General features: G+C 45.8%; 22 protein-coding genes and 1 pseudogene. 11 read left to right on the forward strand and 12 right to left on the reverse strand.

All coding sequences use genetic code 11. The features are described 5' to 3' along the window. Window positions 1-40: 40 nt before the first annotated feature. From PHH59_RS01030 to PHH59_RS01045, 4 genes are all read right to left on the reverse strand, one after another. Window positions 41-778 carry a hypothetical protein gene (locus tag PHH59_RS01030; RefSeq protein ID WP_300009824.1) on the reverse strand — a complete coding sequence of 246 codons (738 nt, stop codon included), beginning with the start codon at window positions 776-778 and terminating at the stop codon, window positions 41-43. 171 nt (window positions 779-949) lie between these two features. Then, a complete protein-coding gene (locus tag PHH59_RS01035; RefSeq protein ID WP_300009827.1) occupies window positions 950-1,960 on the reverse strand; it encodes a tryptophan--tRNA ligase in 1,011 nt (336 codons plus the stop codon). Between the two features lie 607 nt (window positions 1,961-2,567). After that, complete coding sequence (locus PHH59_RS01040; RefSeq protein ID WP_300009830.1) at window positions 2,568-3,371, reverse strand: hypothetical protein; 804 nt, start codon at window positions 3,369-3,371, stop codon at window positions 2,568-2,570. Between the two features lie 80 nt (window positions 3,372-3,451). Further along, a complete protein-coding gene (locus PHH59_RS01045; protein WP_300009832.1) occupies window positions 3,452-4,855 on the reverse strand; it encodes a phosphomannomutase in 1,404 nt (467 codons plus the stop codon). 181 nt (window positions 4,856-5,036) lie between these two features. Here PHH59_RS01045 and PHH59_RS01050 point away from each other — a divergent pair, with 181 nt between their 5' ends. From PHH59_RS01050 to PHH59_RS01060, 3 genes are read left to right on the forward strand one after another with little or no spacing between them, the layout of a single operon-like run. Next, window positions 5,037-5,711, forward strand: coding sequence for a metal-dependent hydrolase (locus tag PHH59_RS01050; protein ID WP_300009835.1), 675 nt, complete (start codon window positions 5,037-5,039; stop codon window positions 5,709-5,711). A gap of 21 nt (window positions 5,712-5,732) precedes the next feature. Beyond that, on the forward strand, window positions 5,733-7,046 hold the full coding sequence (locus PHH59_RS01055; protein ID WP_300009837.1) for an ATP-binding protein: 1,314 nt from the start codon (window positions 5,733-5,735) through the stop codon (window positions 7,044-7,046). Window positions 7,047-7,054: 8 nt separating this feature from the next. After that, complete coding sequence (locus PHH59_RS01060) at window positions 7,055-7,699, forward strand: response regulator transcription factor (RefSeq protein ID WP_300010038.1); 645 nt, start codon at window positions 7,055-7,057, stop codon at window positions 7,697-7,699. Window positions 7,700-7,989: 290 nt separating this feature from the next. On the opposite strand, the gene PHH59_RS01065 is transcribed toward PHH59_RS01060, so the two are convergent. Next, window positions 7,990-8,658, reverse strand: a complete 669-nt coding sequence (locus PHH59_RS01065; RefSeq protein ID WP_300009839.1) for a Bax inhibitor-1/YccA family protein — start codon at window positions 8,656-8,658, stop codon at window positions 7,990-7,992. A 226-nt stretch (window positions 8,659-8,884) separates the two neighbouring features. After that, window positions 8,885-9,439: a DUF1415 domain-containing protein gene (locus PHH59_RS01070; RefSeq protein WP_300009841.1), complete on the reverse strand. Its 555-nt coding sequence runs from the start codon at window positions 9,437-9,439 to the stop codon at window positions 8,885-8,887. Between the two features lie 122 nt (window positions 9,440-9,561). Here PHH59_RS01070 and PHH59_RS01075 point away from each other — a divergent pair, with 122 nt between their 5' ends. Both PHH59_RS01075 and PHH59_RS01080 read left to right on the forward strand, forming a co-directional pair. After that, complete coding sequence (locus PHH59_RS01075) at window positions 9,562-10,296, forward strand: helix-turn-helix domain-containing protein (RefSeq protein WP_300009842.1); 735 nt, start codon at window positions 9,562-9,564, stop codon at window positions 10,294-10,296. A 28-nt stretch (window positions 10,297-10,324) separates the two neighbouring features. Continuing rightward, window positions 10,325-10,522 carry a hypothetical protein gene (locus tag PHH59_RS01080; RefSeq protein ID WP_300009844.1) on the forward strand — a complete coding sequence of 66 codons (198 nt, stop codon included), beginning with the start codon at window positions 10,325-10,327 and terminating at the stop codon, window positions 10,520-10,522. 174 nt (window positions 10,523-10,696) lie between these two features. On the opposite strand, the pseudogene PHH59_RS01085 reads toward PHH59_RS01080, so the two are convergent. Continuing rightward, window positions 10,697-10,813 (reverse strand): annotated as a pseudogene (locus PHH59_RS01085) (IS110 family transposase); the annotation flags it as partial. Window positions 10,814-10,862: 49 nt separating this feature from the next. Between PHH59_RS01085 and PHH59_RS01090 the strand changes: the two are divergent. Together PHH59_RS01090 and PHH59_RS01095 are read left to right on the forward strand one after the other, a co-directional pair. Next, window positions 10,863-11,264, forward strand: coding sequence for a type II toxin-antitoxin system HicB family antitoxin (locus tag PHH59_RS01090; protein ID WP_300009847.1), 402 nt, complete (start codon window positions 10,863-10,865; stop codon window positions 11,262-11,264). Between the two features lie 243 nt (window positions 11,265-11,507). After that, the gene (locus PHH59_RS01095) at window positions 11,508-12,299 is read left to right on the forward strand and encodes a hypothetical protein (RefSeq protein ID WP_300009850.1); all 792 of its coding nucleotides are present in this window, start codon (window positions 11,508-11,510) and stop codon (window positions 12,297-12,299) included. Window positions 12,300-12,340: 41 nt separating this feature from the next. Here PHH59_RS01095 and PHH59_RS01100 read toward each other — a convergent pair whose 3' ends face one another. From PHH59_RS01100 to PHH59_RS16875, 3 genes are all read right to left on the reverse strand, one after another. Next, window positions 12,341-12,817 carry a type II toxin-antitoxin system VapC family toxin gene (locus PHH59_RS01100; RefSeq protein ID WP_300009853.1) on the reverse strand — a complete coding sequence of 159 codons (477 nt, stop codon included), beginning with the start codon at window positions 12,815-12,817 and terminating at the stop codon, window positions 12,341-12,343. Beyond that, entirely contained in the window at window positions 12,805-13,044 is a 240-nt protein-coding gene (locus tag PHH59_RS01105) for an AbrB/MazE/SpoVT family DNA-binding domain-containing protein (protein ID WP_300010041.1), read from the reverse strand. Before PHH59_RS01105 ends, PHH59_RS01100 begins: the two co-directional genes overlap by 13 nt. Window positions 13,045-13,988: 944 nt before the next feature. Next, window positions 13,989-14,237, reverse strand: coding sequence for a Mov34/MPN/PAD-1 family protein (locus tag PHH59_RS16875; protein WP_366145451.1), 249 nt, complete (start codon window positions 14,235-14,237; stop codon window positions 13,989-13,991). A gap of 934 nt (window positions 14,238-15,171) precedes the next feature. On the opposite strand from PHH59_RS16875, the gene glsA reads away from it, so the two are divergent. Then, window positions 15,172-17,007, forward strand: coding sequence for a glutaminase A (gene glsA, locus PHH59_RS01110; RefSeq protein WP_300009856.1), 1,836 nt, complete (start codon window positions 15,172-15,174; stop codon window positions 17,005-17,007). Window positions 17,008-17,046: 39 nt separating this feature from the next. Here glsA and PHH59_RS01115 read toward each other — a convergent pair whose 3' ends face one another. Together PHH59_RS01115 and PHH59_RS01120 are read right to left on the reverse strand one after the other, a co-directional pair. Continuing rightward, window positions 17,047-17,373, reverse strand: coding sequence for a hypothetical protein (locus PHH59_RS01115; protein WP_300009859.1), 327 nt, complete (start codon window positions 17,371-17,373; stop codon window positions 17,047-17,049). A 122-nt stretch (window positions 17,374-17,495) separates the two neighbouring features. Continuing rightward, on the reverse strand, window positions 17,496-17,678 hold the full coding sequence (locus PHH59_RS01120) for a hypothetical protein (protein WP_300009861.1): 183 nt from the start codon (window positions 17,676-17,678) through the stop codon (window positions 17,496-17,498). Between the two features lie 641 nt (window positions 17,679-18,319). Here PHH59_RS01120 and PHH59_RS01125 point away from each other — a divergent pair. Genes PHH59_RS01125 through PHH59_RS01135 form a run of 3 tightly spaced genes read left to right on the forward strand, consistent with a single transcriptional unit; the run spans window position 18,320 to window position 19,916 of the window. Beyond that, entirely contained in the window at window positions 18,320-19,222 is a 903-nt protein-coding gene (locus PHH59_RS01125; RefSeq protein WP_300009864.1) for a hypothetical protein, read from the forward strand. 2 nt (window positions 19,223-19,224) lie between these two features. Next, on the forward strand, window positions 19,225-19,677 hold the full coding sequence (locus PHH59_RS01130) for a hypothetical protein (protein WP_300009867.1): 453 nt from the start codon (window positions 19,225-19,227) through the stop codon (window positions 19,675-19,677). A gap of 23 nt (window positions 19,678-19,700) precedes the next feature. After that, complete coding sequence (locus PHH59_RS01135) at window positions 19,701-19,916, forward strand: hypothetical protein (RefSeq protein WP_300009870.1); 216 nt, start codon at window positions 19,701-19,703, stop codon at window positions 19,914-19,916. Window positions 19,917-19,924 lie beyond the last annotated feature (8 nt).

A 19,924-nucleotide genomic window follows, 5' to 3' on the forward strand; every position in this document is an offset into this window, starting at 1 on the left:
AGCCGCCGTGCCGGATTTGACAAAGTTTGCAAGTAAAAAATTAAACCTCGACATCCGCTTCCGCTTCAAAAATACTTTTATAAGACACATACATCAACGTTGACACCAGCATGTACAAAACCGGAGTCAGCAATGGTGTCAAGGTTGAGCATAAAACCGCTTCCAAAAATACAAAGCCCAGCATTTTATACATCGCCCCCTGGTTTCTTGAAACGGCGTAATCACTCTGTTCTTTGGCCTCGCTCCAACGGGTGTTTTTAAATAACATCAACGGGTGGCTGAACCAGCCAACGAAGCTCGTCAGCATCAACAGCGTGAAAATCAGCGTGACATTGGCGTAAGAATACATCCAGCCCACCACGTCCCGCGTCGTCTCCCGGTTGAGGTTTTCAGGGGTGAATTCCCAGTGAAAAAAGAATTGCGGGATTTTGTAATATTCCCCGGACAGCAGGCTGGCTACCAGCATAAACACAAACCAGCACACGACTATGCTGCCCGCCGCCAGGACCGCCAATGGCAGGCTTTTGTTGACCGCCCAGGCAAAACCGACCGGCGTGTCTGAACTGGCTTTCATGTCGATGTATTTAGCGACGCCCACACCCACAAACAAACTTGCCACTGCCGCAAAAACGCCCAGTGCCAGGGAGATTTTACCCAAGACCAGCACCATCCCTACCAATCCACTATAACCAAACCACACCCACGGGCGCAGTTTGATAAACCACAGCGATTGTTGTAACCAGTCGGTAAATTTGAGTTTTTTCTTGATGTTTCTCACGTTTCCATCCGTATCCAGGTTCTATCCGCCAAATGAAAGCCACCGACGGATAGGGGCCGGAGACCAGGGGCTTCCCGATTCACTGGGAATTTGCAAAAAACGATAGCCGTCAATTGCAAGGCGACGTCTTTTAAACACGTTGCGTAGTGGTCGCCCACCGGCAATCAGTCACTAGGAAATTCTGGATATTCCCACGGCTTTACGCAGTTTTTGCATGAAAGGGATGCTGATGTCACGGGCTTTCCGCGCCCCTTCTTGTAATTGTTCTTCGATATGTTCGGGAGCCTGGAGCAGGGCTTCGTAACGTTCCCGTGCCGGTGTGATTTGGTTGTTAATGTGCTCGAACAACACTTGTTTCATCTCGCCCCAAGCGATGCCTTCGGCGTAACGCTGGCGGATATGCGTCACTTCGTGCGGTGTCGCAAACGCCTGATAAACGCTGAACAGGATACAGTCCTCGGTGTCTTTAGGCTCCCCGGGTGGTAAGGAATTGGTCTTGATTTTATTGATCAGTTTCCGCAGTTTTTGCTCAGGCTCGAATAGCGGGATGGTGTTGTTATAGCTTTTGCTCATCTTGCGCCCATCCAGACCGGACAAGACCGCGCCGTGTTCTTCCAGCAAGGCTTCCGGCAACACAAAATGCTCGCCGTAGATATGGTTAAAACGTGCCGCCATGTCACGGGCCATTTCAATATGCTGGATTTGATCCTTGCCGACCGGGACTTGGTGGGCGTTAAACATCAAAATATCGGCGGCCATCAGTACCGGATAACTGAACAAGCCCATCGTAATGCCTTTGTCGGGATCGTTTTCGCTGTTGTGTTCATTATCGGCGACGGCGGCTTTGTAAGCATGGGCTCGGTTCATCAAGCCCTTGGACGCGACACAAGCCAGCATCCACGATAATTCAAGAATTTCCGGTACATCGGACTGGCGGTAAAACACGGCGTTGGCGGTATCCAAACCCAACGCCAGCCAAGTCGCGGCTATTTCCAAGCTGGATTGCCTGACTTTTTCTGGATCAGTGCATTTAATCAAGGCATGGTAGTCAGCCAGAAAATAAAACGGCATCACGTTGGGGTTTTTACTGGCGGCAATCGCCGGGCGTATCGCGCCGACATAATTGCCTAGATGTGGGGTTCCGGTGGTGGTGATGCCTGTTAAAACAATCGCTTTATTCATTTAGGGCTCAGTAGCTCGATGGGTTAAAGTGGACGACAATGTTAATTGTTTCATAAGTGCTTGCATAGAAAATGGAATGCCCAGCTACGCTTTTTTTAGCAAGCACTTAGAACGTGTTTTAAAAGTTGCTACGCGGTTCGATTGCGGCGTTGCGCGGTGCTCAAAATCTTCATGTACTCCAGTACACTCCGGTTTTTCCGCTCCGTGCGCCTTGCAATCAAACCACTCGCGACGCTTTTAAAACACGTTCTTATGAAACCGGGATTGTAATATTACATAAATTCCGCTCAAGATGCAGTACCGGGAAATTTCTTATAACAGTGCCAGTTGGGCTAAGACCCAAGCTTGCGATGCAATCGGTATACTACAGTTTTAAGATAAAGCAATGCCTGACATGGCTGTCCAACTGCGTGTTTAATCAGCGGTATTGTTACGAGCGGGTAGTCGACGAAGAGTCAGGGGCTACTAAAACTGCCCTGGCATGACCTTAAAAACGGGCTTATCTTTTTTAAGGCGATTTTATGGCAGTCGGGTGGGTTACGGCTAAATGAAGCCGATGGTTTTGATGGCCTGCAATAGGCATAAAGAAACTGTCATTTTGGGGTGGTTACAGTTTATTAAACCGGGTAAAAATCTTTTTTACCGGATCGGTGATTAAGTTCGCCCGTTTTTCAAGGACGGCTTCGAAAAGGTCGGGGCGTGCGTTTCTTTGTTCCGCGTAGAAAGGGGCGATATGCTTCAAAATCACCGCTTTTTCTTCTTCGGAAATATCGGGGACGACGATACGGTTATCCCGGCGCATAAAATAACTGAGGAACATATTCAGAAATTCATCATCGAGTTGTTCCGGGAAAAAACTTTTTTGGAAGGTCTGAAAATTTTCATGATTAAAAATAGTGATTTTTAATTTTGATGACGCATAGTCCACCAAAACTTGAAACCGTACCGGAATTTTTCTCTCGACAACAAACATGGCCCGGTCGGTGTGCTGTTGTTTTTGCTGGAAACGCAAACCATGTTCAAACAGGAAATTATATTCTTTATCTATTAAAGACTTGGAAGACAATCCATAGCTAAAGCTGCCTTCCGCTTCACAATAAAAACTGATGTTGATTTGCATCATCCGTTGAAAATCAGCCATACCCATGCGCCCATCAGTATTGATTTTATAGTTTTTCTGATAAAGCCTGCCAAATTGCGGGTAATGATTAGAATAGTGGCTTACGGGCATGGGTTCTTCAAGAAAATTCAGATATTCAACCAGTTCTTTCAGGCTGTCATAAAGAAGCTGCATTTTAGGCAAAAGTTCTTTTTGGTAAGTCTGTTCCAGTTTTTTATCAAGCAAGCTTTGTTGATGTTGGGCTTGCTTTTTTTCCGCCGCTCTTTGCCGTATTTCATCCAATATACTCATAATTCTTCCCCTTTTTGTTGTTAAGTGGTGGGTAAAATAGCCTTCAACTCATGGTGGCCGTCTACTTTACCGGAGATTAGTTATAAAACGTCCGTTTGCCCAGCCAGTAATGCCAATAATTCTTGGGTTTTTGCCTGCATCAAAGCTTCGTCACCACGGGATTCCACATTCAAGCGCACTAGCGGTTCTGTGTTTGAACAACGCAAGTTAAACCGCCAATCAGTAAACTCCATGCTTAAACCATCTGTGAAATCAATCGCTAACGCATCATTCTGATACTGTTGCCGGATTTGTGCAAGTACGGCGGCGGGATCGCTAATGACGCGGTTGATCTCACCGCTGGCAGGAAACAGGCGCAACCGTTCGTCAACCAGTTGTGATAAAGTTTTGCCGCTATCACTCATTAAGGCCACCACTAGCAACCACGGGATCATGCCGCTGTCGCAGTAGGCAAAATTGCGGAAATAATGGTGTGCGCTCATTTCGCCGCCGTACACGGCATCTTCGCTACGCATCCGTTCTTTGATGAAGGCATGTCCGGTCTTGCTTTGGATGGCATTGCCGCCCAGACTTTCGATGATGTCGATGGTGTTCCAGGTCAAGCGTGGATCGTGGACGATTTTTGCACCCGGATTTAGTTTTAAAAAGGCGGCGGCGAGTAGGCCGACAATGTAATAACCTTCGATAAAACGCCCTGTTTCATCAAACAGGAAACAACGGTCAAAATCGCCATCCCAGGCGATGCCTAAATCCGCGTGGTTTTCAGTGATCGCGGCAATGGTGCCGGCGCGGTTTTCAGGCAACAGAGGATTCGGGATACCGTTGGGGAAATGCCCGTCCGGTTCATGGTGGATTTTGATGAAGCTAAGGGTGGGTAATGCTGCTTCCAGCCAGTCAATGACGTGGCCCGCCGCACCGTTGCCGGCATTGACGACGATTTTTAGCGGCTTTAACGGTTCAGTGCCCAGGTAACTGAGCAGATGCTGGATGTAGGCTTCGCCCGTCGCAATGTGTTTGACCTGTCCTCGTGTTGTGCTGGGTGCGCCGAATGTATTGGTTTCAGCCAGTTGTTTGATGTCGTTCAAACCCGTGTCGCCGCTCACTGGTTTGCTGTCCTCGCGTACCAGCTTCATGCCATTGTAATCTTTAGGGTTATGGCTGGCGGTGACCATGATGCCACCGTCCATTGCCTTGCCATTGTCCTGATAGGCAAACGTGGCAAAATACACCTCTTCGGTTCCGCACAAACCAATGTCGTACACATCGACACCGGCATCCAGCAAACCCTGCGTGACCGCCGCCGCCATTTCATCGCTGGACAGGCGGATGTCGCGGCCCACGATGACCGATTTAGGCCGGATTTTTTCGGCAAACGCGCGGCCAATGCGGTAGGCAATGTCGGCATTGAGTTCATCAGGCAATCGCCCGCGAATATCGTAGGCTTTAAAACAAGTTAAAGGGGAAGTGGTCAATGAGGTTGCCATGAGTTTTTTAGGATTAAAAGTATGTCTGCAAATGCCGCCTAGTATAATTGGCAACGATTATGTGACCAATGAATTGTTACGGTATTTGTGAATTAATTGTCCCATAAATTCGGGCACAGTAACCTCACCCTACTGTGCGCGAACTTATGGGACAATCAATACATCCAATCAATCAATAATTATGGCTAATTTTAAAACCCATGTTTCTGTTGCTGCTTTAGCCAGCCTGGCGGCTGCCGGCGTAGCCGTTAAAATGCAGTTGATTTCTTATGACCAAACCCTCTGGCTAGTGTTTTTAGGAATGGTCGGTGGTTTGTTACCGGATATTGATGCTGGTAATTCTAGACCAGTACGTTTATTGTTCAACGTGCTGGCCTTGCTGGCGGTGTCGGCAACCGCTGAACTTTTGCAGCATCGACATGATTCTTATTGGGTGTTAAGCGGCGCGGCAGTTGCCTATGTCACCGTGCGCTATGGCCTGTTCGCGTTGTTCAACCATTTTACCGAGCATCGGGGCGTTTTTCATTCGCTGTTGGCGGCGGTGTTTTTTGCTTTGCTGGCAAGTTGTATTTCGTATTATTTCCTGCATTGGACTGTGATGCAGGCGTGGTTGAATGGCTTGTTTATTGCTTTCGGTTTTATTGTCCATTTATTGTTGGATGAGCTGTACAGTGTCGATTTAAAAAATAAACGCATGAAAAAATCGTTTGGCACCGCGCTGAAGCTATGCCATTACCAAAATCTTACCGCGTCATTATCGCTGTTGGCGCTGACTATGGTTTTGGCTTGGTTTGCACCATCGACCCTGCCAGTACGGCAAGCAATCGGCTTGTTGCACTGGCATGTCATCAAGTAACTGTGTTTTGATGGGATGGGCATGAGTTTACGTTCCCAGGTCAATCTCCGTATCGTTTTGACCAGCCTGTTTATTTTGGTGTTGGGCGGTTCGGTGGCGGTATGGCAGGCGCGGGGCGCGGTCAGCAAGGAAATTGAATCGTCATTGAATCTCGCGGCACAATTGATCCAACTTAATTTTCCACAAGCCCGGCAAAGCGCGGTTGATGTGAGTGCGTGGTTGCCACGTTTTGTCTCGCTGGAACAAACCCGTCATTTGCAGATACATTTAAAAAAAACCAGCGGCGAAATCGTTAAATTTACCGCCGGGCTTAAACGTGCCGATGCAGCGGACACGCCGCCGCAATGGTTTGTCGGTTTAGTTGCTGCCGATTATCCCTCTATCGAGCAGCAATTGATCACCTCGGACGGACAGCGCATCACTTTGCTTATCCAAGCCGACCCGCTGGATGAAATCAGTGAGGCATGGAAAGAGAGTTCGGCTTATTTCATGTCTTTGTGTGTGATGGCGGCATTGACATTTTTGGCGGTCAACTTGGTGTTCAATAAGGCGTTTCAAGCCATCGCCGTGATTGTTGATGGCCTGAAAGCGATAGGGCAAGGCCAGTACCAGCAAAAATTACCGGATTTTGGCATCCAGGAATATGACCATATCGCCAAAGCCATCAACTACATGACCGCTGTTTTGGATGCGACGCAACAAGAAAACAGCGCGTTGACGCTGCATTCCTTGCAAATCCAAGAAGAAGAAAGACAGTATTTGTCGCAGGAACTGCATGATGAACTGGGGCAATCGTTGACTGCGATCAAAGTCATGGCGGTCACCGCCAAGAAACCGCAAGCCGATACGGGGCAAATCACCGATGCGATCATCACTATTTGCGACCACCTGATTGTTGTGGTGCGCTCGATGATGCGCCAGTTGCATCCGTTGGTGCTGGCGGAACTGGGGCTGAAAGCGACGCTGGAAGATTTGCTCAACCACTGGGCCAGCCGCCAGCCTGAGCTGGCACTGACATTGCTGTGCAGTGACGAAGTGGATCAATTGGAGCCGAAAATGACCATCCAATTGTTCCGTGTCGTGCAAGAAGCGATCACCAATATCGTGCGCCACGCTAAAGCCAGTGACGCGAGCATCCGTCTTGACATCGATAACGGCAAACATCTGTTGTTAGAGATCACTGATAATGGGCAAGGCTGTACACCCGGTCACATCAATGCCGGTTTTGGTTTACGCGGTATGCGGGAACGCATTAACAGTTTAGGCGGCAACTTCACCATCCATGCCGCCCCCCAACAAGGCTTACGCATTAGCGCGAGTATCCCGCTACCATGAAAGACGCCATAAAAAACACTATAAAAATCCTTTTGGTCGATGACCACGCCATCGTCCGCGCCGGTTTCCGCATGTTATTGTCCGTTGTGGACACCCTCGAAGTGGTTGCCGAAGCCGAACGCGGCGAGGCGGCCTGCCAGCTTTATCTGGAAAAACAACCCGACGTCACCGTGTTGGACTTATCCATGCCCGGCATTGGTGGCTTGGAAACTTTGCGGCGCATTTGTTTGCGTGATGACAAGGCGAAAGTGCTGGTGTTCAGCGTCCATGACGAAAGCGTCTACGTCAACCGTGCCATAGGTGCGGGGGCGAAAGGCTACATCACCAAAAGCAGCGCGCCGCATATTTTAGTGGCAGCCATCCACAAAATTGCTGGTGGCGGCATATACATCGAGCAAGGTTTGCTCAAAGACCCGTCCTCCACGCCCGGAGCTACGGATTACCGTGCCATTATCGGTACGTTGTCGGCTAGGGAGTTCGACATCTTCCTGCTGCTGGCAAAAGGCTTGACCGCACACAAAATCGCCGAAGAATTGTGTTTAGGTTACAAAACCGTCGCCAATTACGGCACACAAATCAAAAACAAATTAAATGTTGCAAGCGTCGCCGAACTAGCGCATATCGCGATGGCGTTGGGAGTGATGAAGGGATGATCTGGAGAAAACGAAGGTGAAGGGGTCAGTGCATGGCATCAATATCTAGCTAATAATTTTCGCGGATTCAACTAACAACTGCAATTAACCCATTGATTTTTATAATCCGCCTACACCCAAAATTTTTGGCGGAAACACGGATAGGTGGCCTTAAATTGCTGCCCAATACTAGGCCACCTAACGAGCTAACCAAAAGGACTGCCCACCGTTCCAATCGGTAAATTTTTATTTTTCAATAGTAAGCAACTTCATTAAAGGCTATCTGGGCATTACCGTAAAACATTAAGACCTTAATCGTCGCTGCCTAAAATGCCCAGTATTTGCAACAAGCTCAGGAACAAGTTGTAGATGGACACATATAAATTAACCGTCGCCATGATGTAATTGGTTTCACCGCCATTGACCATCAAGCTGGTTTGGAACAAGATCATGCCCGACATCAGCAGGATGAACATCGCCGAAACCGCCAATGACAAAGCCGGTATCGCAAAAACAATGGCACCAATACCCGCCAACAACGCCACCAAAATGCCGACCAGCAAAAATCCGCCCATAAAGCTGAAATCCTTGCGGGTCGTCAGTGCATAACCGGACAAGCCCAGAAAAATAGTGCCAGTACCGCCCAATGCCATCATGATCAATTCATGGCCATTGGTAAACTCTTTGATGTACATGGACAAAATCGGCCCCAGCGTCAAGCCCATAAAGCCAGTCAAGGCAAACACCAAAACCAAACCTATGGCACTGTTACGGAATTTGCTGATGGCAAACAACATGCCGTAAAAACCGACCAGCGTCAAAATCAAGCCTGGATGGGGCACGTTGAATGCCATCGACAAACCTGCCGTCATGGCACTGAACAACAAGGTCATGGACAACAATAAATAAGTGTTGCGGAGCAACTTGTTGGTCGCCAACACGCCCGTTTCAGGACGCGATAAAACAGTATCAATTTTCATAAAAATCTCCTAAAGAGTGGGTAACGAAATCAAAGACCCTTTAATGGTACTAGAGTTTTAGCGTCTTGGTAAAAAAATTAAGCATTGCCCTCCAGCACAAAAGCCAATACCAGACGAATTTAACCATCAGGTTTAAAACCGGCAAGTCATTTTCCAATCACATCAACGTTCCGGGGCATTCAAACCGCGTAGTGCAATGCCCTCGCTATCCACACCCGGCCAACACTCAGGCATTATTTTGGTAACACGCCGCCAACATCGCCTGCATCTGGCTTAATCCCAATTGCCGGGTCAGTTTGATGTTGCGCCGGGGAATGCCTTTCGCGTCCGGGTGGTTAGCCACTGCTGCTTCGATACTGCTTTCCCTTAACAAATGCAACATCGGATAAGGCGAGCGGTTGGTGTAATTTGCCGCATCATCGGGCGTGGCTTGGTCAAAACAATAATCAGGATGGAAACTGGCAAGCTGATAAACGCCTTCATAGCCTTGGGCAACTAACAAGGCTTCGGCAAGCCCAAGAAAATCCAGATAATCATCAAATTCAGCGAAGCCCTGGCTGTAAATCAATAACGTGGTGGCAATGCCGTCATCAAGATCAAGACGCGCACATTCGGTGACCAAATTATGTAAGCACGATTCAAGATCGACAGCCTCATCCACATAAAAGCGAATGCCGCCGCTCTCCAGCTCAGGTTTGGCAAAAGGACAGATGGCATAACCGATAATGATGGTTTCCAGCCAAATGCGGGTGGAGTTGATAAAAAAAGAAGAATTGGACATAACGGGAGAGTTGCTGGCAAAGCATCATTTTAATCTTTACGCGTTCAGTTTGAACATTTACTTTGTTGCCGCCAATTTCTGCTACACTGCCAGACTTACCCATCAAACGGAGGCATGAAGTAATGGAACCCACTCCAATCAAGGCTTCATGCCCAGATTGCCGCTTGTCAGAACTCTGCCTGCCTTATGGCCTACAACGCGATGAAGTCAAACAGCTTGCCACGATTGTAAAAAACCAGCGGCTGTTGCAATTCGATGATTTTTTATACTTGCTAGGCGAGGAATGCCGATGTTTGTATGCGGTGAAATCGGGTTCTTTCCGCAGTTTTATTGCCAATGGCGATGGCCTTGAACAAACCATAGGTTTTTATTTGCCAGGTGAAATCATGGGCCTGGATGCCTTGCAACATGACCGGTTTAGCTGCTCAACCATCGCCTTGGAAACAAGCACGGTCTGCGAAGTACCGCTGTCGCGGCTCAATAGCTTATGTAACGAAATTCCTGGCTTGCAAATGCAGATGATGCGGATTCTGGGAAAAGAAATTGCTTCGGATCATGACACCATCGTGTTGTTAGGCCATCGCACGGCAATAGAACGTGTAGCGACATTTTTGCTGATGTTGTCACAACGCTACGCTGCTTTGGGATTTTCCAGCACAACGTTTAACTTGAGCATGCGCAGGCAAGACATTGCCAATTTTCTCGGCCTTACCATTGAAACTGTCAGCCGCCAACTGGCCGAATTAAGCAAACAAGGCATCATTACCGTGAAGCAACGCATTATTAAGATTAACGATTTGCCGTCGTTAAAAACAATTGTCAATCCTTGTGCTGGACAACAACTGACGACGGCATAAGCCTATCATAAAAAGGTAAACACTTACCTTGACAAACAAACCAATGACTTATTTTGCAGTTTCTGTTGAAGCGGCGCCACCGGCTGGCTTGCTTGGCCCTTTACTGTCGGATCCACAAGCAGTCAAAGTAGCAACAGCAACAACTAACAAAACTAACGAACTGATAAATTTCATAAACTTCTCAAAAATGACGGTAAACAGAATGTTTTTAGCAGTTGTACGCTAAGAAACACGGCAACCCCGCTCTTCAGGGTGCAAGCATTATGGCACAGGCTGGCGGCACTGGTTTTGACATAGATCAACCCCCATGCAAATAACCCGCTTTTATTGCTTGATATGATTCATTTCCATAGGATATGCTGTGCCCACAGATACCGTCTTAAAATCCAAAGATCAAGTGTTATTTTGAGTACGCCCAGAGCGTGTCAAAAGGTTCACCGGATTTGAGGATGCCAAAAGCGATATGGATTAATTTGCGCATGGCAGCGCAAGCAATGGCCTTGCCATTTTTGCCGTTGGCCTTGAGTGCATAAGTATCTACACAAGTTTGCAAATAAAATGGCATGATGAAATATTCAGTTGTTTTGCACAAAGACCCTCAGTCAGATTACAGCGTTACCGTTCCTGATTTACCTGGCTGTTTTTCCGCCGGAAGCACCATTGAAGAAGCGTTATCAATGGCTAAGGAAGCGATAGAGTGCCATATTGAAGGTATGTTTTTGGATGGTGAATTTATTCCAAAATTACTTCCTTTTGAGGAACATCAAGCGAACCCTAAATACTCTGATGGCATTTGGGGAATTGTCGAAATAGATATAAGCCAATTATCTTCAAAATCCAAACAGGTCAATATTACGTTGCCCGAATATCTTTTAAACACCGTTGATAATTATGCAAAGAAGCACGGCGAAACAAGGTCTGGTTTGTTGGCTCATGCTGTTACGGAATACATAAGCAGTCACCAATAAAATGCTGAACAACAACTTTTTGTTCTTTGTCTTTGCTTGTTACCGTTTCGCAGCAAGGTTCTTTAGGGCTTTGTAACAACTTGAAATTTGTCTCTTCGCAAAGCCCAACAAGTCAGTCAAAGGGACACGCCGCCCGTTGGCGGTTTTGCAGTTTGGTTTTTATCAAGGTTCGGTGGCTTCGTTTGGCTTTCGTGAGCGGCACGCCCCTTACCGTCACGCTAGGCTTTACATTAGGAGATTTCGATGAATGAACTACTTTACGGGATAGGCATTACTTTAATTGCAGCAATGTTACTTCTGATGGTGTCACTGGCTATTTATGGCGGCTACCAACTTGGATTGAAAAGGCAGTCACTTTACAGTGATCCAATGAAGTCTCAAGTGGTTAGCATTCAAGGCTCTCTGCTTGGATTGCTATCGTTGTTGCTAGGGTTTACTTTTTCTATTGCCTTACAACATTTCGACAAGCGTAGCGAGGCTATGAAAGAAGAGGCGAATGCTATCGGCACAACCTACCTTCGTGCGCACTCGCTACCCGATACAACGAGGAATGAAACACTGGACATACTTAAAAAATATGTGGATGTCCGAGTCCAGGCCGGTGAAATTTCAGTGGCGAACATGCTATATAGGGAACCCCTTCTTCAAGAAGCAAGCGAGCTAAGGGTTAAGCTATGGGACTTGGCGATGAAGTCGATGAAGGATGATGATCGAGTTGCGACAACAGGCCTTTATATTCAGACACTCAATGACCTTATCGATGCTTTCGGAACAAGGGACGAAGCCCTTAACAGGCATATCCCGGAGGTAATTAATTTTTTATTGATTATTGCGATACTTTTATCAGGGGGCTCAATTGGTTACACATCAGCCCTATCCAATCATCGACCCTCAATAGCGGCTATCGGTTTTATGATTGTTGTCATTATTTTAACGTCCATGCTGATGGATTTAGATCGGCCCAAACGAGGTGGTATTCAGATCAGCCAAAAAAATATGTTGGATCTTCAAAAAGAGATCAGAAGTTCACATTGATTAGTGCATCGGCAGTGACTAATTGAACGATTGATTTTTAGTTACGATTCTGGAAAACAATCAAACATGAGCAAATCGTTAACCAAAACGACCTCAAGATCATCGGTAGAACGGATACCTTTGTCGTTAGTGATAAGAAACTGGCAACCTGCCTTAACCGCAGTTGCACAATGTAGAGAATCGATTAGCTTCATGCCTGTTTCTACTCTCAGCCTAGAAGCCGTATCAAACAGTTCGGTACTGTGAGGCATGATACTCAGAAAATTTTCCCTTGCAAAAAAGGCTTTTCCGCGAGTAATCTCAAGGGTATTTTTAGTTCTATACGGATAAACCATGAGTTCGGCAACCGCTGCATCGCCTGTATAGCCAAAAAATAAACGACGGTCACAAGCAACTATGATTTGAGAGATAACACTAAAATACGGCTCTCTTTTATCAAAAAAGTAAATTAAAAAGTTTGCATCGAAATAAACACCTTGCCCCTGCATTCTTTCGATAAGTTCATCTACCTTTCCCATTCGTTGTGTAAATTATGGATATTGGTTTCAAATTCAGCGGATGTTTCCCCCCATGCTCCCGCAAACAAGCCAGCATAAGACAAGACATCATCTTTTTTGGGTTCTACCGTTAGCGGTTTCAAAATAATCACCCCGTTAAGGTATTCAACGTCAAATTTAGAATTTTCTGAAAGGTGTGCCGTTTCAACGATACTAGCGGGGATGGTGATCTGCCCTTTGGATCTCATTTTCACGATAGGCATTAGCAATGTCTCCATAAATAGCAAAGTAAGAAATATAAAATACTTTCCCACCCATTATAGGCAAGCGGGGCGGGTTGTCAAAAGAAAATCGGAAACGGCGTTTTAATGGCGATAATATGGATTATCACCATTAAATACAGGTTAAAAATCTATTGCTATGGAGTAATTTCAAGATTAGATGCTTCTACATATTAATGCCTTTCAAGTATCACAAAACTAAAAATAAATTACTTATAGATGTGGTCTATTTGCATCAACGCGTTTTGTAATATAAACAGTTTGCTTGCGGTAAGAAAGTATGTATAAAACTAAAAAAATAAATATACATATATACGGCGCAATTGTTTTTAGTATTGAATAAAATTGAGATAAATAACAATATAGAACAATAATTCCGATTAATAAAAATAACGCACAAAATGTGCGGTACATATTATTAGCCTCTGACAATATATCTAATTTAGAATCAATTTTTGATGCTTTGACAAAATCTTCATACTCAGAAAATTCAATAACTCCAAATTTTTTTAATATTGGTTCTACAATAATAGAACCAACACGACTTACAACTGAACCTAAAAAATAAGGTAGTCATGCAATCGGAATGATAATAGATTTGTCAATAAAATATTGCGATGACTGTACGCCTTGAAGTACGGGCATTCGACCCAATAAATCGGTAGGCTTGACTTTTAACAAATCATTCCGATTGCAGGACTACCAAAAATAATAGATAAAAACGCCGATTATTATATCTTTTTGTAATATTTTTATAGGTGTTAAAGTATCAATAAAAAATGCGAATAAAATTCCAGGCAATAAGTAATTAAACAAATTGTATGAGCTAAGCTTATCTAATAAATCTTTCATGCTAGACTCTTTTTATATTGTTACCGGATATTTTTATTTTTAATATAGAAATAATGGTATTACGAATTGTTTTGAACCGTAATAGTTATATTATTTGAGCTAACAATTATCATCAAAGCAGGTTGTCCATCTTTTGAAAGAGTTTCTGCTAGAGTATGAATTAATTGATAATCAGTTGAACTTGGTTGTGCAGAATATAGTGGTGGATGAGAATGCCATTCGCCTATATAACCAACGATATTTGCAGTACATTTAGCAATTTTATTGAGTTGATCTTCAGACCGATGACTCCACGTACAAACCCAAATGGACTAGACTTGCTATCAGATGGCTGAGTTAGAACATCAACAACAAAAATGGTATGTAATTTTTGATCTATATAGCCAACAATGACACCACCAGTTTCATTAGGCAAAAAATCAACTCTATATCGCTAAATACATCCGTCATTCCGGCATACCCTCTGGGGCATAAAGGGATTGCCGGAATCCAGTTCACAGGGAGGTGAACGGTTACCATTATGCCCAAAAATAGATATTCGACTATTTTTAAACGCTCGTTGTGACACAGATGCCATCCCTAGCATCTGGATTCCGGCAATCCCTTAATGCCGAGGGTATGCCGGAATGACGCATATTTTGGAGGTTGCCATGCTTATTGACAGTTTAGCTTACGCCTTTAGTAAAAAGACACTGAAACCCATATAGAGCCTTATTTTTTGGAAACGTTTGTTCACGCAAACCCCAATTATCGTCAGCTGCAACGCCCCTGTTTGTACGAAAGTTCCGTTTGGAAAATTGGCGTATAATTTTGTGTCCGAAAAAGCGTTGATGCATCATTTTAACTCTATTAAAGCTAACAGTCCGGAATACATTTGAGCCAATCAGTTTTAGGGTAATGTTGCTCTTCCCTGAGAACAGTAAAAAATGGCGATCGCATGCACCTGATGAGTGCAAATTTATCCGAATACTCACTCATGGTGAATCTGTCTGCAATTATTTCCCCGATTTTTTTTGTAAGCGCTTTGATTTTTCACTACTTTGTTCTAATTCGCAGGCTGTGGCATGGATTATGTTTATCATTAAAGATGTTCAATATAGAGCAAGGGCAAACTGCGGCATGCCATTATAGGCGTGGTATAAAGCCTTGAATCCTTGGTAACAGAACCAACCATCATATCCTTGCTTATTTATGAAATAAGACATCCAAATAGCAATCTGCCTGTCCAGGAGCGACAAATCAATGAATGTTAATTATTTCCAGAATTATCTTGAAACTTTGCACCAAAGTTATGCGAACCTTGACAAAGGCGAGGTAGCAAGTTACATCCCTGAGCTTCTAAAGGCAGACCCGCAGTGGTTCGGTATTGCGTTGATCACTGTCGATGGGCATGTTTATCAAGTAGGCGATTCGCGTCAGCCATTTACCATACAGTCGATTTCAAAAGCCATTACCTACGGGATTGCCCTGGAAGATAACGGCGTTGAAGCAGTGTTGCAAAAAGTGGACGTAGAGCCTTCAGGAGAAGCCTTCAACTCCATCAGCCTGGAACCTGACACCGGTCGCCCCAGGAACCCGATGATTAATGCTGGCGCGATCGCTACTGTGGCGCTGATCAATGGGGAATCGGCGGATGACAAACTCAAGCGTATGCTCAAGTGTTATGAACGTTATCTGGGACGCTCGGTTACGATTGATGAGGATGTGTACCGTTCAGAAAAATCGACCGGACATCGCAATCGAGCCATCGCCTATCTGTTGCGCAATTCGGATATTATTGAAAAGGATACCGATGATGTTCTTGATGTGTATTTCAAGCAATGTTCAATACTCGTAACCTGTAGAGATTTGGCCCTGATCGGCGCTACTCTGGCCAATAATGGCGTCAATCCCATTACAGGCGTGCGCGTGCTGGCAAGCCATTATGTGCCGAAGGTGTTGAGCGTGATGAGTTCATGCGGGATGTATGATTATTCGGGCGCCTGGGTTTATGAGGTGGGCATGCCGGCAAAAAGCGGTGTCGGCGGTGGAATTGTTGCTGTGCTGCCGGGCCAGTTCGGTCTTGCGGTGTTTTCCCCGAAGCTGGACGAACGCGGTAACAGCGCCCGTGGTATTGCTGCGTGCAAAAAAATTTCCTCCGATTTCGGTCTGCACATGTTTCGCACCGGTCGGTCTACCACGTCATCGGTCATTCATGCCAGTTATGATGCCGCTCATGTGCCTTCTAAACGTACTCGCAACGTCGAGCAGGGACGGCTGATTGCTGAATTAGGCCACAAGGTCATGGTGCTGGAATTACATGGAGAATTGATGTTTACCTCTGCTGAAATCGTCATTCATGAAGCAATGGTTGCAGCCAAGAAGGCCGAGTATCTGATTATAGATTTTACTCGCGCCGCCTATATCAGCGAAGGGGCTGACAGTATGATAGCGGGTCTGATCCAGTCACTGTCCGAACACGGCAAGACGATTTTGCTGACCGGCACCTGGGGTAAGTATGAGACGATAAAATTGATAAAAAAACGCATTGGCTATACTGACGATATGCCTTTGTTGAACTACGACGCCATCGATGACGCTTTGGAATGGTGCGAAGACCAGTTGTTAGCGGGGCAAGCTTCCTATACTGCGGCTGAAGCCCCTCTTGTGGCGCAGAATTTCTTGATAGAGTTTACTGCCGAGGAAATGGAGGTCTTCGAATCCATGCTGGAGCATCGTAGCTACGATGAAGGCGCATACCTGTGCAGGGAGGGCGATCCCGGAGATTTACTGTATTTTCTTCTCTCGGGACAGGTCAGTGTTATTGTTCCGCTCTCTCATCGCAGGAGTAGGCGTATTACATCTTTATCGGCGGGTTCGGCTTTTGGAGAGATTGCCATGCTTGATCGGGGCAAGCGTTCGGCGGACATTGTGGCCGATGATAATGTGACATGTCTGGTTCTTGATTATAAACAACTGGAGGAGCAGAGCAGTCCATTGGCTATGTGCATTCGTTGGAAGCTCGCCACGAATATCGGACGGGATCTTGCCCGAAAACTTCGCAAGGCTACCTTAGAGATTAAATCACTAAGGAGTTGAGTTGTCTTAGCGGAAATCGGTATTAGAGACAAGGTTGTTTTATGTTTTTTTCGCATCCATATTGACGACCCAGGGCGACTCGCCTGACGGTGTGTTTGCATAACGACGACAGCGCGCTAAATGGAAGCGGGATGGACCGTCGTTTGGATAGTCCCGCAGGATGGCCTTGAAAATATCGCCGGCCTCGCGCCAGCGTCCGCATCGCAATTCGTCCATGCCAATAGCAAAGCTTTCGCAGAGCTGTTTTTGCGACTTGTTGGCAGTGCTTTCCAAAGCAACAACTTCCAAGATAGGCAAGGGTTCAGTCTTGCCGACGAAGCGAAATTCGCCCAGAAACCGGCACAAAAGACCATCAACGCCTTCCATAGCGGAGCGGCTGCTCAGGAGTTGGGTATGCAGATGTTTATTGAGATCTTCGATACGCGCGGCGCTATTTGCGCAATCGCCAACGATGCTATAGACAAAATGTCCGCCACCGCCAGCGTGTCCTACGTAAGCCCATCTTCAAGTCCGATGCGCAGCGAATGGGAGAACTGGGCATAGCGTTTCTCGAAGCCGGCAACGGCTTCGATGGCTTCAAGCCCGGCCAGCAGGGCTTTGCGACGGACATCCGAGCCGGGCTGTTCGACCGTCCAAGCACACATGATGCCATCGGCGCGGAATTCAATCACATCGACGCCATTACGCCTTAGCGGGGCGGACAGGGTTTCAAAATAATCGTTAATAATAACTGGGGTCAGAGTAAACTTATATACTGATCCGTTCTTTTCTTCCGCCAGCCGACAGGCCTACCCATTTTTTGGACGGCCATCCGCCGACCGCTCAAATTTTCTATTTCCGCTTTAAATCGCTCGCTGCCAAGTGCCATGCCTTTGTTTACTGAGGAATTCCGATTGGACACGCGCGGGCCAGTCTCGCCATTTGTTTTTCCCGAAGTCGATAGACATAAACATCAACAGTATAGCAGAGGTTTAAATTTACTCTGACCCCAGTTATTTGCGACTGCGCGTCCTTTGAGCGGGACGGGGTTTGTAACCCCGTCCCGCTTAGGGCGTGACCGTGTGAGGTGTAGCTGTTTTTTTCAATGGCTACAGCAAAAATATGCTCTCGGCAACACTAGATATAGCCAGCTAAAATCTAGCGGCAACTAAATAGGGATTATTTTTCTAATCTGGTAATCCTTGATAGTTTACCCCGCCCCTTTGTGCTACGGTGTCTGTGGTGAAGCGTTAGACAGACATTACCCGTTAGCCATTTCGCCCATCGTGCCAACAACGCTTTTCCGCAACCCAAACAACCCGGAGGAATCAACATGTCCAACAAATTTTTTAACATCTTAGCAGGCTTCCTGTTGCTACTGGCATCAGGGAACCTTTTTGCAACCCAAGTCGACCGTGTCACACTGGATGAGGCTATCCGTGATGCGGGGCTGATTTTTCAGGGGACGGTCACTAAAATCGAATCGCACACATTGGCGGAATTGGGGACAAATTACGAGCCTATGCGTTTTGCTTTTGTCACTTTTCGTGTTGAGCGCGTTATTAAAGGGCAGATAGAAGGGGATGGTACTACACTCACTCTACCTTTCCATTCTTGTTTGGTTTTGGATTATAAAAGGCAAAAGAGCATGATGGAACAAGAGCCAACGTTAAGTCCGACAGATGCGCTAATGAAAATGCAACCAGCGATGACGGAAGAGCTTGGGGTAGGCATGGCATGTGAAATCACAGGTATGTCCCATTTTATTGGGGGGGAAAGCGATATTTTATTTGTGGATAAGGAAGCCGGATCGAATCCTTTGGTCGGATGGGGGCAAGGGCGTTATTCAATAGTTAATAATAAAATCTATCCGGTGGCGTGGTTAACCCAAGAAGGAGGGATTGACTTTACCTCGCCTTACGGATTGAAAGACGAGCAAGAAGCAGAAAAACTGGGTCAGATGTTGCCGCAAGAGGCCCAAAAGCACGGTTGGACACCGCCAAAAGGTGCTAAGCGGATGGAGCCTGATGAATTTTCCGAGGTTATCGAACGAAAATTACACGATTTAGAGCAAACTCAATTCATGGCGGGAAAGCCAAGTGTAGAACCTGTAAAAAGTGCTGACATTAGAGACCCAATATATCGCAGAATCGCTGAATGGAAGTACAAAGAAGCCCAAAAATACAAAGTTCGGGCTTTAGAAAAACTCCCAAATACCATTCAACAAGGGGAATAATCATGAAATTTAACTTAATCATTGCGTTTGTGGCATTTGGATTTTCACTTCATCCATCGGAATCTGTTGCTTGGGTACAAATAACTTGTGATAACGGTCAGAAAAGGCATTGGGATGTCAAAGAATATAAACCGATGCTTGATCCAGCGACCATTCCTTCAAATTCCGAGCAATATGATAGGATTCTCGATGCAATTAGACGCATGAATCTCAATCCCAGCAACTTCAGATATGTATCTGGAGGATTGGATGATAATGATGGCGTAGGTACATTGGGGGTTAATAAAAACGAAAGTGAAATATATTTCACTGATCTTACATTTAATAATTCCTTTCCAAACAATGCCAAGTTATCGCCCAAGAAATTAACAATTCCGATGATTCTTCAACATGCACGGCAACAGTGTCTGATATCCAAATCAACACCCAATACCGCTTATCACGCGCTCCGGTAGGCACTAACAAAATCCAATACAACTTGCTTGCCAAAACAGAGTTATTTGAATACGGAGGCAGTAATGAGAACTTTACGTCAACCGTCATGCACGAGATGGGGCATACTGCCGGACTGGAACACGAAGGGGGCGTTCAGTGGCTGGCGTATTGGCTGGGTTGTATTGTTGATCCTTTGGATGTGAGCGCTGAAAAATTTGAAGGAAATAATGCCACTTATGTTGAAATTAAGATCAATTAAGGGTGTCG

The sequence above is a fragment of the Methylovulum sp. genome (assembly GCF_028687615.1).
GTDB lineage: Bacteria > Pseudomonadota > Gammaproteobacteria > Methylococcales > Methylomonadaceae > Methylovulum.

Excerpts from the sequence above, each read along its gene's own strand:
- PHH59_RS01035 (WP_300009827.1), bottom strand. The coding sequence starts at position 1,960 with ATGAATAAAGCGATTGTTTTAACAGGCATCACCACCACCGGAACCCCA.
- PHH59_RS01040 (WP_300009830.1), bottom strand. The coding sequence starts at position 3,371 with ATGAGTATATTGGATGAAATACGGCAAAGAGCGGCGGAAAAAAAGCAA.
- PHH59_RS01045 (WP_300009832.1), bottom strand. The coding sequence starts at position 4,855 with ATGGCAACCTCATTGACCACTTCCCCTTTAACTTGTTTTAAAGCCTAC.
- PHH59_RS01050 (WP_300009835.1), top strand. The coding sequence starts at position 5,037 with ATGGCTAATTTTAAAACCCATGTTTCTGTTGCTGCTTTAGCCAGCCTG.
- PHH59_RS01055 (WP_300009837.1), top strand. The coding sequence starts at position 5,733 with ATGAGTTTACGTTCCCAGGTCAATCTCCGTATCGTTTTGACCAGCCTG.
- PHH59_RS01065 (WP_300009839.1), bottom strand. The coding sequence starts at position 8,658 with ATGAAAATTGATACTGTTTTATCGCGTCCTGAAACGGGCGTGTTGGCG.
- PHH59_RS01070 (WP_300009841.1), bottom strand. The coding sequence starts at position 9,439 with ATGTCCAATTCTTCTTTTTTTATCAACTCCACCCGCATTTGGCTGGAA.
- PHH59_RS01075 (WP_300009842.1), top strand. The coding sequence starts at position 9,562 with ATGGAACCCACTCCAATCAAGGCTTCATGCCCAGATTGCCGCTTGTCA.
- PHH59_RS01090 (WP_300009847.1), top strand. The coding sequence starts at position 10,863 with ATGAAATATTCAGTTGTTTTGCACAAAGACCCTCAGTCAGATTACAGC.
- PHH59_RS01095 (WP_300009850.1), top strand. The coding sequence starts at position 11,508 with ATGAATGAACTACTTTACGGGATAGGCATTACTTTAATTGCAGCAATG.
- PHH59_RS01100 (WP_300009853.1), bottom strand. The coding sequence starts at position 12,817 with ATGGGAAAGGTAGATGAACTTATCGAAAGAATGCAGGGGCAAGGTGTT.
- PHH59_RS01105 (WP_300010041.1), bottom strand. The coding sequence starts at position 13,044 with ATGAGATCCAAAGGGCAGATCACCATCCCCGCTAGTATCGTTGAAACG.
- glsA (WP_300009856.1), top strand. The coding sequence starts at position 15,172 with ATGAATGTTAATTATTTCCAGAATTATCTTGAAACTTTGCACCAAAGT.
- PHH59_RS01115 (WP_300009859.1), bottom strand. The coding sequence starts at position 17,373 with ATGGAAGGCGTTGATGGTCTTTTGTGCCGGTTTCTGGGCGAATTTCGC.
- PHH59_RS01125 (WP_300009864.1), top strand. The coding sequence starts at position 18,320 with ATGTCCAACAAATTTTTTAACATCTTAGCAGGCTTCCTGTTGCTACTG.
- PHH59_RS01130 (WP_300009867.1), top strand. The coding sequence starts at position 19,225 with ATGAAATTTAACTTAATCATTGCGTTTGTGGCATTTGGATTTTCACTT.